This is a genomic window from Dyella ginsengisoli LA-4 (assembly GCF_000334915.1).
In the GTDB taxonomy this organism is placed as follows: Bacteria; Pseudomonadota; Gammaproteobacteria; order Xanthomonadales; family Rhodanobacteraceae; genus Dyella_A; species Dyella_A ginsengisoli_A.
Map to the genome: position 1 here is coordinate 51,683 of NZ_AMSF01000002.1, position 15,327 is coordinate 67,009.

At 67.9% G+C, this 15,327-nt stretch carries 10 protein-coding genes; 5 read left to right on the forward strand and 5 right to left on the reverse strand.

Translation table 11 applies throughout. From position 1 onward, the window contains the following. Window positions 1-23 precede the first annotated feature (23 nt). Window positions 24-854 (reverse strand): hypothetical protein, encoded by an 831-nt coding sequence (locus C693_RS0100520; protein WP_157798521.1) that lies wholly within the window; start codon window positions 852-854, stop codon window positions 24-26. A gap of 335 nt (window positions 855-1,189) precedes the next feature. On the opposite strand from C693_RS0100520, the gene C693_RS0100525 reads away from it, so the two are divergent. Then, a complete protein-coding gene (locus C693_RS0100525) occupies window positions 1,190-1,885 on the forward strand; it encodes an AIM24 family protein (protein WP_017460287.1) in 696 nt (231 codons plus the stop codon). Between the two features lie 52 nt (window positions 1,886-1,937). Here C693_RS0100525 and C693_RS0100530 read toward each other — a convergent pair whose 3' ends face one another. Together C693_RS0100530 and C693_RS0100535 are read right to left on the reverse strand one after the other, a co-directional pair. Next, window positions 1,938-3,233, reverse strand: coding sequence for an MFS transporter (locus C693_RS0100530; protein WP_017460288.1), 1,296 nt, complete (start codon window positions 3,231-3,233; stop codon window positions 1,938-1,940). Between the two features lie 66 nt (window positions 3,234-3,299). Continuing rightward, a complete protein-coding gene (locus C693_RS0100535; protein ID WP_017460289.1) occupies window positions 3,300-4,313 on the reverse strand; it encodes a LacI family DNA-binding transcriptional regulator in 1,014 nt (337 codons plus the stop codon). 598 nt (window positions 4,314-4,911) lie between these two features. Here C693_RS0100535 and C693_RS0100540 point away from each other — a divergent pair. The 4 genes from C693_RS0100540 to C693_RS0100555 all read left to right on the forward strand — a co-directional run bounded on the left by C693_RS0100540 (window position 4,912) and on the right by C693_RS0100555 (window position 13,011). After that, window positions 4,912-8,136 (forward strand): TonB-dependent receptor, encoded by a 3,225-nt coding sequence (locus C693_RS0100540; protein ID WP_017460290.1) that lies wholly within the window; start codon window positions 4,912-4,914, stop codon window positions 8,134-8,136. A gap of 176 nt (window positions 8,137-8,312) precedes the next feature. Beyond that, window positions 8,313-9,584, forward strand: coding sequence for a hypothetical protein (locus C693_RS20730; RefSeq protein ID WP_198506810.1), 1,272 nt, complete (start codon window positions 8,313-8,315; stop codon window positions 9,582-9,584). 100 nt (window positions 9,585-9,684) lie between these two features. Continuing rightward, complete coding sequence (locus C693_RS0100550) at window positions 9,685-11,949, forward strand: beta-glucosidase family protein (RefSeq protein ID WP_017460292.1); 2,265 nt, start codon at window positions 9,685-9,687, stop codon at window positions 11,947-11,949. 102 nt (window positions 11,950-12,051) lie between these two features. Beyond that, on the forward strand, window positions 12,052-13,011 hold the full coding sequence (locus tag C693_RS0100555) for a glycoside hydrolase family 16 protein (RefSeq protein WP_017460293.1): 960 nt from the start codon (window positions 12,052-12,054) through the stop codon (window positions 13,009-13,011). A gap of 111 nt (window positions 13,012-13,122) precedes the next feature. Here C693_RS0100555 and C693_RS0100560 read toward each other — a convergent pair whose 3' ends face one another. Both C693_RS0100560 and C693_RS23945 read right to left on the reverse strand, forming a co-directional pair. Then, window positions 13,123-14,256 (reverse strand): aminotransferase class V-fold PLP-dependent enzyme, encoded by a 1,134-nt coding sequence (locus C693_RS0100560; protein ID WP_017460294.1) that lies wholly within the window; start codon window positions 14,254-14,256, stop codon window positions 13,123-13,125. Between the two features lie 618 nt (window positions 14,257-14,874). Continuing rightward, window positions 14,875-15,162 (reverse strand): PPC domain-containing protein, encoded by a 288-nt coding sequence (locus C693_RS23945; protein ID WP_017460295.1) that lies wholly within the window; start codon window positions 15,160-15,162, stop codon window positions 14,875-14,877. Window positions 15,163-15,327 lie beyond the last annotated feature (165 nt).

Here is a 15,327-nt window from a genome sequence, read left to right on the forward strand (position 1 = left end):
CCATGTGCTTCCCTGGCTACCCGCTAGGCACCCGGTGTCGCGCGATACCTGTGATCGTCATACATGGCAGGCACCCACTCGTAGCGTAGATGACCATTCTCGCCGGACCGGGCCGGCAGGGTCATCCCGTGCACGTAGTGATGCAAGGCCCTGCCCAGTGAGGGGGCGGGCACCGCGTCGAGCAGCCAGGCATGCTCAACTGAACCATCCGGTCGGAACGCCACGAGGTAATCGGCAATACCCGACTGCGGTGCAAAGCGTCCGGGCGGCATCGTCACGAAGTGCTCGCCAGGCTGCGGCTGCAGAGTCTTTGCGCGGCTCTGCGCACGGAGGCCAGCAAGAATAGCTGCGTCGTGCTGGGCAACGAAGCCGGCCACGTCCGACATCACCTGCGGCATGCCCGCCTGCCCCAGCCGATCGAGAATCCGCTGCACCAGCTCGGCGATATAGCCTTCGGGGGGACGCTCTTCGCCCGGCACCTGCGTCACGTAGTGCGCGAAGACCTGCGCCCAGATCATCGCCTCGCGGTCCTTATGTTCGGCCAGCTTGATCTCGGCCATCTTCGCCATCGCCAGCAGACTGCCGCGCAACGCCGCGTTGCCCAGATACAGCGTGGCCTTGGTCAGGTCCTGCGGAACGGGGGCACCCGACGCTTTCGGTCCCATCCGATAGAGCGAACCCAGCAGATACAGGTCGTGCTGGTCGTCGTCAGGCGCATGTTCCTCGAGTCCGGCGAGCGTCTGTCGCCGCAAGTCCAACGGCTGGTGCGGATCGAGGATCACCGCCCAGGCCATGGTGGATCGATCCTGAGCTGGCTCGGCCCTGATCGGAACGGAGAGCGCGATGCCCACCATCAGGCATGCCATCGTCCCTGCGCAACGACGCCAAGAGGCTGCACTTGCCATGGTTTCGCTTCCTGCACCAAGCCTCGCCCAGTATGCGCCAAGTTGCGGTGGCGTCCCCAGCGGACCGCAAGGGCACGCACGTCCAGACATGCAGGGCAGATCCGCTGGCCGGCGATTTCCGTGCGCCCCCACAAGAAAGGGCCGCGCCGGGAGCCACTCCGGCCATGCGACCCCGGCGCATCGCGCAAATCCTTTCGAATCGATCACCGGAAGGCTTTGAAACCGCCGCATCCGGCTAAGCTCAACCGGTAGCACCTCCCGATCTTTCAGCCAAGGATGCAGCGATGGAAGAACTGCCCGTATTGATGCCGACCACCGCCAGGGCCGAGACCTTCGGTGGAGTCACCTACCACATCGACGGCGAACTGGTGCCGGTGCTCACCGTCGACGTGTCACAGACGGCCGTCTATTTCGAGCATCACATCCTGCTGTGGAAGCATCCGCAGGTGGCGATCAGCCTGCGCAACATGCGCGGCTCGCTGAAGCGGATGATGGCCGGCATGCAGATCTTCGTCACCGAGGCACGAGGCCCGGGCATGATCGCCTTCAGCCGCGACGGCGCCGGCCACATCGTGCCGATCCACCTGGAAAAGGGCCGTGAGCTGCACGTGCGCGAACACCAGTTCCTGGCCGCGACGCAGAGCATCGACTACAGCTTCGAGCGGGTGAAGGGTTTCTCCAACATGCTGTTCGGCGGCAGCGGGTTCTTTATCGACAAGTTCCACAGCCATGCCGGTGACGGCATCCTGTGGCTGCACGGTTACGGCAACGTGTTCGAGAAAGTGCTGGCACCGGGCGAGTCGATCGATATCGAGCCGGGCGGCTGGCTGTACAAGGATCCATCGGTGCGCATGGAGACCACCGTCGACCGCCTGACCAGCGGCCTGCTGGGCGGCATGAACCTGGTGCTCAACCGCTTCACCGGCCCCGGCCGCGTCGGCATCCAGTCGATGTACATGCACTATCCAGAGGCGCGCTGAGTTACCGCCGCGGGGCGGACGAGCCCCCGACCGGACCGGCGCTGCCACCGACTCAGCGCACGCCCTGCACCCGCTGGATGGTCCAGGCCCCGGCGGCGACCAGGATCGCCGCGAGCCCGAACAGCACCGCGTAGCTGTCGCCGGTCATCGCCAGGATACCCGGCGCCATCGCCGGCATCAGCAGCTGCGGCAGCACGCTGGCGATGTTGAAGATGCCAAGGTTCCGCGCTGCGTGGGTCTCGCGCTCGGGCAGCACGTCGGTCAGCAGCGCCAGGTCGACCGCCAGGTAGGCCCCCTGCGCGATGCCGGTCACCGCCATCCCGACGAGGAACCAGTCGAACGAGCGGGTGAGTGCGATCAGCAGCAGGGCCAGCGCATACAGCAGCGCCGCGCCGGATACGAATGCCTTGCGGCGGCCCACTGCATCGGACAGCCGGCCGCCCAGCACGCCGAAGGCCGCGAGCATGATCGACTGCAGCAGCGTGGACAGGAAAATCCGGTGCGGCGCCTCATGAGGCGGGCAGTGCAACTGGTGGATCAGGTACAACTCCTGGTAGGTCAGCAGCAGCGCCACCCCGGCAAACTGGAGGAAGCGGCTGCACCACGTCCATGAAAAATCGGGAAAGCGCCGCGGATCGATCCAGAAGCTGCCTGCGAATTCCCGCCAGCCGTATGGCGCCGCAAGTGTCGCAGCCGATCGATCGCCGCGCAGGACCGCAGCCAGAGCCAGCGCAGAAACCAATGCAATGGCGCCCGGCAGCAGGAAGATGGCATAGGTCGAGGTGGCGAAGGCCTGCACCAGGAAAGTGCCGACGGCCATGCCCACCGGCAGGCTGATGCTGACGATGCCGGATACCGTACCGCGTTGCGCCGGCGGAACCTGATCGGACAGGATGGCAGCCAGCGCGGCGAGCTGCGCGTTGTACGCCAACTGGGTGACACACCAGCCCAGCAGCAGTGCCGGCACCGAGTCGGCCTGCGCGACCAGGGCCAGACCGGCCACTCCCGCCAGCGCGCCCCCGACCAGCCAGGGCCGGCGTGCTCCAAAACGCGACACCGTGCGATCGGAGAGGCGGCCAAAGAACGGGTTGCCGAACAACGCCGCCAACGCCCCCACGCCAACGACCAGCGAAAGACTGTTGTCCGCGTGCGCCGGGTCGATGACCTGCACGCGCATCGCCAGCCCGACCAGGAGGGGCGACAGCAACGCCATCCACATGCCGGTGTATGCAAGGCCGTAGACCACCATGAACCACCGGCTGACCGGGCGGGCACATACCCACGCGTAACCACCCGCGCCTGCCTGCGGCATCTCCGCCACCGCTACCTCGGCCTTGTCGTCGTCCATCGTCCATTCGCCCCCTGCACCCCACGCCCCGCCAGGGGCATGCCGGGTACACGGCCTGAGCGAATCCTACGACGTTCCGGGTGCTGCCGATGACCCGCGAATCTTCAGCTGGTAAGGCAGACGCTCCTGGTGGCGCAGGGAGGGATCCCGAATCGCCTGCAATACGCTCTGCACTGCCGCGCATCCCATCTCCCGGCAGGGCTGGCGCACCGTGGTCAGCCCGGGCGAGATCAGTTGCGACACCGGCGTGCCGTCGAAGCCGCATACCGAGATGTCGTCGGGAACGACGAGTCCCCGCTCGTACGCTTCGCGCATCACGCCGCACGCCATATCGTCGTTCGCCGCGAATATGGCCGTGGGCGGGTTATCCAGATCGAGCAACACCCTGGCGGCGGCCACCCCCGACTCGAAAGTGAAATCGCCCTCGACCACCAGCGATGCGTCATAGGCCACACCGGCCTTGCGCAAGGCGTCGCGATAGCCGGTGCGACGCCACGCCCGCGCGCCGTGGCCCTTCAGGCCGGTCACGTGGCCGATGCGCCGGTGCCCCAGCGACAGCAGGTGCTCGACGATGTCCTCGGCCGCCTTGCGCTCGTCGAATCCGATGTCGATGCCCGACTCGCGCAGGCGCGACGAGATCGTCGCATAGCGTATGTCCAGCTCGTCCAGCCGCTGCAGAAGCTTGGCGTTGTTCGCGTGCGGCGGCACCAGCACCAGCGCGTCCGGCCGGTGGTGCGCCACGAAGCCGTCGATTCGCGCCGCCAGGTCGTCGGCCGCATCGAAGGGGTGCAGCACGGCGTTGTACGGCGTTTCCTTGCAGGCCTCCAGCACGCCGACGATCACATCCATGATGTAGCTCGACACCGCCGTCGGGTTGTCGTAGAGCAGCGCCACCAGGAACGAGCGCCTGCCCGCCAGGCTGCGCGCCGATGCGTTGGGCACGTAGTTCAGGTCGCGGATCGACTTCTCGATGCGCTCCCTGAGCTTGACCCGCACATTGGTGTACCCGTTCAGCACGCGCGACACCGTCTTGACGGATACCCCTGCGTCCGCGGCGACGTCTTCGATTCTTGCGGCCATGACCTGAGCTTTCCATCCTTTCCGTATTGCAACGCACCATGCCGGTGACGACCGTGACCGGCCGCCACGAGGGACATCAGCCGCGCACCCTGAAAATACCAGCGCTGGCATTCTTGCATGACTTCGGGACGCTCGACACCTGTCGCCGCACATCGCGGCGGACTATCCGAATCGCAACGGATGCCACGCGGCCCGACCTTGTCGCTGCAGCGCATCATCACGCTCGGGAAAACGTGCGAAGCCGCCGGTCATTTTGGCCGTCCACTCCAAAAATACCAGCGCTGGTATTTTTGTTGACAGCGCTTGTACAAGTGGCTAGCTTGCGTCGCAATCGGGGGGCCCGGCACAACACGCGGGCACCGGGGGAAAAGATGTCGACCCAGCACCTGCACCACGCCCGCACCGCGAACGAGAGGCGCGTGTCGGCACCGGATGCATGCGCCCGTGCCGGTGTATCGCAGGCCGGCCCGGCGCTTCCGGCCACGGGGAAAGGGCGGCAGGAGAACCACCGCCCACGATTCGCAACACGACCTGCCGGAGAAGCACGCGGCATGGCGGCATCGATCAGGCAATCACGAAATACGCGAGGAGATCAGCGGTGAAAAAGCAGTCCACGTATCGGCATGTGTCCATCGCCCCCCAGCAGCGCCGACTGCCCCTGGCGATCGCCCTGACCATCCTGGCCGCCGGCCCGCTGCATGCGCAGGCCACGCCGCCGGCGCAGGCGACCGGGGACCAGACCGCCCAGGCCAACCCGCCCGCCAAGGACAAGAGCGCCACCAGGACCGACAAGAAAAAAGCGGTGACGCTGACGGCGATGACCGTGAACGGCTATGCCGCGAGCCTGAGCCGGTCGCAGCAGATCAAGAAGTACGCCGACACGGTGGTCGACGTCATTTCGGCGCAGGACGTGAGCTCGCTGCCGGACACCTCCGTCACCGAGGCGCTGAAGCGCCTGCCGGGCGTGACGGTCAGCTCGTTCGGCGTCCAGGCCGACCCCGACCACTTCTCGATCCAGGGCACCGACATCAGCCTGCAGGGCCTGCCCTACACCAGCACCCTGATCAACGGCGGCTCGGTGTTTTCCGCCGGCGGTGGCCAGGGCCTGAACTTCTCCACCGTGGCACCGGAGCTGATCGGCTCGGTCGTGGTCAGCAAGAACCAGACGGCCAGCATGATCGACGGCGGCATCTCCGGCACCATCGACATGAACACGCGCAAGCCGTTCGACAGCGACAAGCCGACCACTGCGTCGGCGAGCTTCGGCATGGACTGGGGCACGCTGGCCAGGAAGAGCACGCCGCACATGTCGGCGCTGTTCAGTCACAACGTCGACACGCAATGGGGACGCTTCGGCTTCCTGGGTGCCGCGGCGTACGGACGGATCGCCCAGCAGGACAATGCGATCTCCGTGGTCGACTACCAGCAACGCTGCAACGGCTGCACCCTGCCCAACGGCGTGGTGGACGCCTTTCCCGGACTGACCGCGGGCCAGACCGCGTACGTCCCGGTGGGCGGTGACCTGCGCCTGCAGGACCAGACCTCGGAGCGTTTCGGCCATGACCTGGCACTGCAGTGGCAAAGCCCGGACAAGAAGCTTGGGGCCACGCTGCAATGGATCGGCGTCTCCGACAACGAGACCACCTACGAGCACACGCTGCAGGCCTCGACGGATGCCTGCGCGTTCGGCGGCTACACGACCTGTGCGATCCCGCTGCCCGGCACCACGCCGACGTACAACGCCGACGGCGTCCTGACCTCCGGCGTCATCACCACCGCACCGTCGGGCACCAGCTTCACGCCGACCAGCTACGGCGGCATGCAGACCCAGCTGGACACCACCGGCTATCGCACCCGCTACAACACCAACGACGTCAGCCTCAAGGTGACCTGGGATCCCACCGACAGTTTTCACCTGAGCGGCGGCGCGCAGTACACCACCGCGAAGTACAGCTATCTGTACTACTACATCCGGCAGCTCACCAACGCCAACTGGGCGATCACCACCCATGGCAACAGCGTGCCCAGCATCAACGTGCTGTCGCCGAACCCGGCGCAGACCACCGCGGAGTATTTCGCCGATCCGGCGAATTTCTACTATGCCGCCGCGCAGGATGCGTACCGCCATTCCTGGGGCGACCAGCACGCCCTTCGCCTCGATGGCGTGTTCGATGTCAACGCCGATTTCATCGACACGATCCAGTTCGGCGTGCGCTACGACAAGCAGGGCGAAACGCTGCAGAACTCCAACTTCAACTACCAGAACATCAGTTCGCCCTACGTCTGGGGCGGATATTCGCCAGTCATCACCGGTGCGCAGACGCCGGGGGTGACCACACCGGTCAGCATCGACCTGCCCGGGTTCAACACCAACTACGGCGTGACCGCCCCCTACGTCAACGTGAACCCCGCGCTGCAGTTCGCGCAGGCCGTCGCCATCATGCGGGGCATCAACGCCCAGTGGCTGGCCTCGGCTCCGCCCGGATCGCTGGGCAGTCCCTACTACACCAATGACCAGCGCAGCGGCCTCGTTCCCGGCACCAAGTACCTGCCGCAGGAGATTTCCTCCAACTCCACCAAGACCCGCGCCGCCTATGTGCAGCTGAACTTCGGCAACGACAACACCAGCTTCCTCAGCAACCTGCAGATCAGCGGCAACGTGGGCGTGCGTTTCATCCACACGCAGAACGATGCCACCGGCTACCTGATCGTCCCGAACCAGGCACTGGCACAGAACGGCGCCACCGTCGCGCAGTACTGCGCCATCCAGACCTCCGGCGGAACCGCCGCACCCGGGACCTTCTGCGCGCTGACCCCGGCCGAGCAGCAGCAGTACGCCACGTTCGCCAACGGCGCCTTCACGCCGATCAAGGCGCCGAACTCGTACAACAACGTGTTGCCGAGCTTCAATCTGGCGATTGGCTGGACCAACGACCTGATCTCGCGCTTCGCCTACTCCAAGGCCATCTACCGTCCAAGCCTGCAGTCGCTGGCGGCCGGCCAGGGGGTATCGGGACTGTTGCCGTATACCCCGTCCAACGGCTTGACCGTGCCGACCGTCGGCAACATCCAGACCGGCACCAACCCCTACCTCAAGCCCATCACCTCGCAGAACTTCGACTTCACCACCGAGTGGTACTTCGCCAACGTCGGCCAGCTGTCCGCGACGCTGTTCTGGAAGAAGCTCAACAACACCATCCAGTACGACACCAGCGTGGTCAACGTGGCGGTCACCAACAACGGCGTGACCTATCCGGAGATCTACACCGCGGGCCTGGTCAACCTCAACAAGAAGGCCAGCGTCCACGGCGTGGAGCTGGCGTACCAGCAGACCTTCTCGTTCCTGCCCGGCTGGCTGTCCGGCCTGGGCGCCAACGCCAACTACACCTACATCAAACCGATCGGGATGCATTACGGCTCGGTCAACTACTGCGCCTACGGCTACGCCGCCGCGACGCAGTGCGTCAACCAGACCAAGCTCCCGCCGCAGGAATTGTCCCGCGACAGCGTCAACCTGGGTCTGTACTACGGCAAGGGCCCATTCAACGCCAAGGTGGTGTGGAACTGGCGTTCGGCCTTCCTGATCAGCGCCACCGAGGCGGATTATCCGTTCCTGCCGGTGATGGCCACGGGCCAGGGACAGGTCGACGCCTCGGTGAGCTATGCGTTCAACAAGCACCTGAAGGTTTCGCTGCAAGCGGCCAACATCCTCAACTCGACCTTCAAGACCCGGGAAATCGTCAACACCGAAGGCCTGCAGGTACCCAAGGGCTACTTCCGCTTCGACACCCGTTACGACCTCACCTTGACGATGGCTCTCTGACGGCGGTTCGAACGCCCCTCGTCGTGGTCCGGAACGGGCCACGACGAGGCAACGGATTCCAGCCGTGGCAACTGCCCGCGCGTTGCCGCCCAGGAAGCAAGACGCATCCCCTGCGGCCACCCGCCCTGCCCACGACCGGTCGCCCTCCCGCATCGACCCGAGGCAACCTTCCCATGATGAAAAGCGGCGCGGCCAGACCGGGCGGCAGAACACGTCGGTCGCTGACCGCGGCCGCCCTGTGCACGATGCTCGCCTCCATGGTGCTGCCGGCGGGTCGGGCCCACGCGGAGACGCAGCCGCCGACATCGGCCGGCCACGTCGCCAGCCTGGGCTGCGCGGCCATGGCGGCGCGCGTCGATGCGACCGCGGGCAGCGGCCCGTTGCTGCTGCGCAGTTACGACGCCCCCGCTGGCCGGGGTGCGCCGGTCATCCAGCCGCTGCATGCCGCGGCATTCACCTATGACAACGCGCTCGCGGTTATCGCGTTGCTCTCGTGCGACAAGCCCCGGCAGGCCATGCGCATCGGCGAAGCCCTGCGGATGGCGGCGACGCACGACACGCGCCTGCGGGATGCCTATCTGGCAGGCGCGGTGCGTGGTGGGCAGCCCCTGCCCAACGGGTGGTGGGACGCGCGAAGGGGACGCTGGGTCCAGGCCGCGGAACAGTATTCCGGCGCCTACCAGGACGGCAGTTCATGCGGCAACGTCGCGTGGACGGCGCTGGCCCTGCTTGCGCTGTACGACGCCAGTGGCGAGGTGCGCTGGCGCGATGCGGCGGTACGCCTGGCCCAGTGGGTCGTCGCCCATGCATCGGATCAGCGCGGCGCGGGCGGATTCAACGGCGGGATCGAATCCTATCTGCTGCATCCGCGGCCGGCGCTGTGGAAATCGACCGAACACAACATCGACCTCGCCGCCCTGTTCGACTGGCTCGCCCGCATCGATGCACCGGGCGGAGACTGGCACGCCCAGGCCGCACGCGCCCGCCACTTCGTGGAGGCGCAATGGGATGCAGCCAGCGGACATTTCTGGATGGGCACCACCGCCGATGGCGTCACGCCCCTGCACACACCCTCCGCACTGGACGTGCAGCTGTGGGCCCAGCTGCTGCCGCAAGCCCCGAAGCCCTGGCGGCGGGCCATCCACTGGGTCGAGCAGGCCAACGCCGTCCGCGGCGGCTTCGCCTTCACCGACGCGCGCGATGGCATGTGGACCGAAGGCACCGCCCAGGCGGCGCTCGTCTATCGACAGGCAGGAGCCGCCACCCGGGCCGATCCGCTGTTCGGCTCGATCGCGCGGCAGGTTTCTCCGGGCGGCTTTCTCTACGCCTCGCGCGAGCCGCGCATCCGCGCCGTGTATTCCTGGTACCGCCACCAACCCTGCCTGGCGGCCACCGCGTGGGCGGTGCTCGCCGCCTTCAACCGCAACCCCTACACGGGCGCTTCGTGAGCGCCACCTTCGAGGCCATGGGCCCGCCGGGGAAGCCGCCGCAAGGCGTTCTCCGCGCCGCCCATGTCCGCACCCCACCGCCCCTCCAAGCGAGCCGATCATGAACCTCACCAAGACCCACCTCGCCACGTTCATCGGCACGGCGCTGCTGCTCTGCGCGAGTGCATGCGCTGCCGACGCCCCGGTCAATCCGCAGCAGCCATGGCTGGATACCCGGCTGACACCGGACCAGCGGGCGGCGCTCGCGTTGAAGGCGATGACCCAGGACGAAAAATTTCAGCTGATCCGCACCGAGTTCGGTGACACGAACAACGGCCATCCGATGCCCGCCGGCGCACTGGGCTCCGCCGGTTACCAGCCCGCGCTGACGCGTCTGGGACTGCCGGCACTGCAGGAGAGCGATGCCGGGCTTGGCGTGGCCAAGCCGCTCAGTTCGGGGGCGACCGCGCTGCCGTCGGGGCTGGCCACCGCCGCCAGTTTCGACCCCGCGCTGGCCTACGCCGGCGGCGCGATGATCGCCCGCGAGGCGCACCGCCGCGGCTTCAACATCATGCTCGCCGGTGGCGCGGACCTGGTGCGCGACCCGCGCAACGGCCGCAACTTCGAATACGCCGGCGAGGATCCGCTGCTGACCGGCCTGATCGTCGGCAACGCCATCGCCGGCATCCAGAGCGAGCATCTCGTTTCCACCGTCAAGCACTACGCGCTCAACGACCTGGAAACCGCGCGCAACACCCTCAGCGCGGACATCAGCCGCAGTGCGGCACGCGAGTCGGATCTGCTGGCCTTCGAGATCGCCATCGACACCGGACACCCCGGTTCCGTGATGTGCTCCTACAACCGCCTCAACACGGTCTACACCTGCGAAGACGACTGGCTGCTCAACACGGTGCTCAAGCACGACTGGCACTACCCGGGCTTCGTCATGTCGGACTGGGGTGCGGTGCACAGCGCGGCCAAGGCTGCCCTGGCCGGACTGGACCAGGAATCGGCCGGCGAGACCTTCGACAATCAGGTTTACTTCGACCGACCGCTGCGTGCCGCGGTCGCCTCCGGCCAGGTGCCGCAGTCGCGCATCGACGACATGGCGCGACGCATCCTGCGCAGCCTGTTCGCCGATGGTGTGATCGACCATCCGGCCAGGCCCGCCCCCATCCACTTCGCCGCCGACCGCAAGGTGGCCCGGCAGGCCGAGGAAGCCGGCGCGGTGCTGCTGCGCAACCACGGCGCGCTGCTGCCGCTGGCGGCGTCGCAGTCGGTCGCGGTGATCGGCGGTCACGCCGACAAGGGCGTGCTCACCGGCGGCGGCTCCTCCGCGGTGCAGTCGCCCGAGGGCAATGCGGTACCCGGCCTGCCGCCGTCGGCGTGGCCCGGCCCGCGCATCTACCAGCCATCCGCGCCGCTGGCGGCCATCGCGCGGCATGCGCATGGCAAGGTCGTCTACGCCGACGGCAGCGACATCGCCACAGCGGCCAGGCTGGCCGCGCAGTCGGCCGTGGCCGTCGTATTCGTCGAGCAGTGGGCCGCCGAGAGCTTCGATTCGCCGACCATGCGCCTGCCCGGCAATCAGGATGCGCTGGTGGCCGCCGTCGCCCGGGCCAACCCGCATACCGTGGTGGTGCTGGAGAACAACGGCCCGGTCGCCCTGCCGTGGCTGGACCAGGTCGGTGCGGTCCTGGAGGCGTGGTATCCCGGCGCCGCCGGTGGCGACGCCATCGCCCGGCTGCTGTATGGCGACGTCGCTCCGGCGGGCCGCCTGCCGGTGAGCTGGCCGCGCGACGAGACGCAGCTGCCACGCCCGCAGATCCCGGGCGCCGGCCTGGCCGCCATCGGCCTGCCGCCACACGGGCAACCGGACCAGCGAGTGAACTACGACATCGAGGGTGCCGATGTCGGCTACCGCTGGTACCAGCGCAAGGGCATCGCGCCGCTGTTCCCGTTCGGCTACGGCCTGGGCTACACGCATTTCGCCTACAGCGACTTCACCGTGCACACCGCGCATGGCCGCGTGGAAGCGTCGTTCACGGTGAGCAACCGCGGCGCACGGCGTGGCGTGGACGTCCCCCAGCTGTACGCGACCCTGCCCGGCAGCGGTGAGGTGCGGCGGCTGGCGGGATGGTGCCGGGTGGACCTGGCGCCGGGGCAGTCTGCGCACCTTCACGTGGTGGCCGATCCGCGCCTGCTGACCCGCTTCGACGAAGCCCACCAACGCTGGCTGCGACCGGCCGGCCGCTACGTGCTGCAGCTGGGGCACTCGGCGACCGACTTCCAGGGCGAAGGCGCCGTCACGCTGCCGAAGGCCGAATGGCCGGCGGACGCCGCACCGCACGGCGCGGCGCAATCCTGTCTGGCGAGCCGTGGCTAGACATCGACAACACACCCCCGATCCATCGTGCATGGGCAAGGCCGTCCAGCGGACGGCCAGGACATCCATGGCATCGACACCCGCCCATCGACGGAGCATCCAATGCGTACACTGACCAGAGCCAGGCAAGCGCGTCTGCGACATCGCCTTATCGGGAGCCGCCTGCCATGGCTCGCCTTCGCGCTGCTGCTCGTGCCCATCCTGCCGGTGCGTGCCGAGGTGCCGCAGCGGCAGGGCTGGACGCTGCAGTTTGCCGACGACTTCAGCGGGCCGTCCGGCCAGCTGCCCTCGTCGCATCGCTGGCGCTTCGATCTGGGGCATGGATATCCCGGCGCGGAGGACAGCCACTGGGGCACCCACGAAGTCGAGGCCAACACCGCCAGCACGGCGAACGTCAGCCTCGACGGCAACGGACATCTGCGTATCACGCCGCTGCGCGATGCGAAGGGACAATGGACGTCCGCCAGGATCGAAACGAACCAGGCCGACTTCCATGCGCCGCCGGGCGGCGTGTTGAGGGTCGAGGCGCGCATCCGCATGCCCGATGTGCAGGGGCCGGCGGCAATCGGCTACTGGCCGGCGTTCTGGATGCTCGGACACACGTTCCGGCAGCGCCTGGATTGGCCGGCGGTTGGCGAAGTCGACATCATGGAAAACGTCAACGGCCTGAACCGCACATGGGGCACCCTGCACTGCGGCGTGTCGCCGGGCGGACCGTGCACCGAGAAGCATGGCCTGTCGGCCGATGCACCCTGCCCCGACACCCGCTGCCAGGCGGCGTTCCACACCTACGCGGTGGAATGGGACCGCCGCGCCGCTCCTCAGGTGCTGCGCTGGTACGTCGACGGACAGCTCTATCACACCCTGCGCCAGGACCAGCTCCCGGCGCAGACATGGGAGCGCATGAGCGCACCCGACGGCATGTTCCTGATTCTCGACGTGGCCATGGGAGGCGAGTTTCCGGATCGCTTGAGCGCGCCCCTGCGGACCCCGACGCCGGCGACGCAACCGGGGCATCCGATGCTGGTGGACTACGTGGCGGCGTGGACCCGGGCCCACTGAGGCGGTGACGGGCCGGGGCAGCGTCAACCGGGCAGACCCCTGCCTTCGCGGCGATGCCCTCCGCGAACGTCGGCTTTCCCATACCCCCTCCAGGAACCGCCGGGTACGGCGTCACCCCACGATGCGCGCCAGCGCCTCGTCCAGCCGCTGCACCGTGCCATCCACATCCTTGAGCTTGTCCAGCCCGAACAGGCCGATGCGGAAGGTCTTGAAGTCGGCCGGCTCGTCGCAGGCCAGTGGCGTGCCGGCGGCGATCTGCAGACCCTGGGCGGCAAAAGCGCCGCCCTTGTGGATGGCGTCATCGTCGGTGTAGCTCACCACCACGCCCGGCGCCTGGAAGCCCCCGGCCGCAACGCTGGGGAATCCGCGACGAGCCAGCACGGCGCGCACGTTCCGGCCAAGCTCGCGTTGCGCATCGCGCGCGTTTTCCAAACCCATGCCCATGGTCTCGACCATCGCATCGCGCAGCTGCGCCAGCGCGTCGGTGGGCAACGTGGCGTGATAGGCGAAACCACCATTCTCGTAGGCGGCCATGATGCCGCGCCACTTGGCCAGGTCCAGCGTGAAGCTGGAACTCTGCGTGGCGCCCAGCCACGCTTCGGCCTGCGCCGACAGCATCACCATCGCGGCGCACGGGGTCGAGCTCCAGGTCTTCTGCGGCGCGGAGATCAGCACGTCCACGCCGACCTGCTGCATGTCGACCCACAGCGCGCCGCTGGCAATGCAGTCGAGCACGAACAGGCCACCATGCGCATGGACGGCCGCCGCCACACGCTGCAGGTAGTCGTCCGGCAGCAGCATGCCGCACGACGTTTCCACGTGTGGCGCGAACACCACATCCGGCGTGTGTTCGGCGATGGCGGCGACCACCTCGTCGATCGGCGGCGGCGCAAACGGTGACTGGTGCACGGCATGCATCGGACGGGCCTTGAGCACCGTTGCCCGCGCAGCCATCCCGCCGACCTCGAGGATCTGGCTCCAGCGGTAGCTGAACCACCCGTTGCGGATCACCAGCACGTCCCTGCCCTGCGCGAACTGCCGCGCCACGGCTTCCATCCCCGCCGTGCCACCCCCGGGCACCAGCGCCACGGCATGCGCGCGGTAGACCGTCTTCAGATGCGCCGACAGATCGCGCATCACCTGCTGGAAGCGCTGCGACATGTGGTTGAGCGCGCGGTCGGTGAACACTACCGAGTACTCGCGCAGGCCGTTCGGATCGACGCCGGAGGGCAGATCAGTGTGCATGGAGTGTCGCCTGGTCTCGAAGGATTCGGAATCGCCGTAGGCTTGGTGGCGCCGGGCCAGATGCCGAGCCACCCGGGAAACCTAGCATGCACGTCCGATGGCCGAAGCGGGGCGGAAGACCGCAGGCACGGGGCGATCAGCGACCGGGGCATGCCATGGATGTGGGCAGCCACCACCTCTCCGGCGCGGTGCCGACGACGGCACGAAAGGAGGATCCGGAGCGGGTCGACCCTGCGGCCCGCCCGGGGAGATATCCCACATGCGGTCGCCGTACAGGGCGATATCCGCGCGCAGCCGACGCAAGGCCGGGTCGCAGTTCCAGCGACGAGGCCTGCCGCCCCAGCAGACGCCCACGCAGCCGACGCAGCGTTGAACGAAAAAAGGCCCGGCATTGCCGGGCCTTGCTCGATCGAAACAGGGGCATGGAGGGCCTCTTCAAGAAGTGACTCCCGCCCCGGCCCTGCCGGAGCCGACGGGCCCGTCGACCCGCCACCGAAGGCAGATGCCGCAGGCCGAATGGCTTCGCCTCCGGGCAGCGGCGGGGACTCCGCGACGGCCGAACCGGTCATCGCGGAGCCTCCCCTCGGGCACGTCAGCCTGGCCGGCGACGGCCCACTGTCACGGCAACCACTGCGCCCGGATGGTCAGACCGGTGACCTTGGCCCTGGCGCGCACCAGGATGTAGTACGTGCCGGCCTTCGGACTGCTCCAGGTGCACAGCTCATGGTTTCCGGTATGGGCCGAGCGGCAATCGAACTTCTTCAGCGTCGGCGCCGAACCATACTTGACGTAGAGATCGGCGTTGCCCGTGCCATTCACGGTCAAGACCTCGGCATAGGTAACGCCGCTGGGGATGACCATGGTGAACTGCAGGTTCTGGCCCTTGGCGATGTTCAGTCCGGTCAAGGCGACATCGTTCTGCAGCTGACCGGCCGGGGCCGGGGCCGGGGCGGGAGCCGGAGCCGGAGCCGGGGCCGGGGCGGGAGCCGGAGCCGGAGCCGGGGCCGGGGCCGGAGCCGGAGCCGGAGCCGGGGCCGGAGCCGGAGCCGGAGCCGGAGCCGGGGCGGGAGC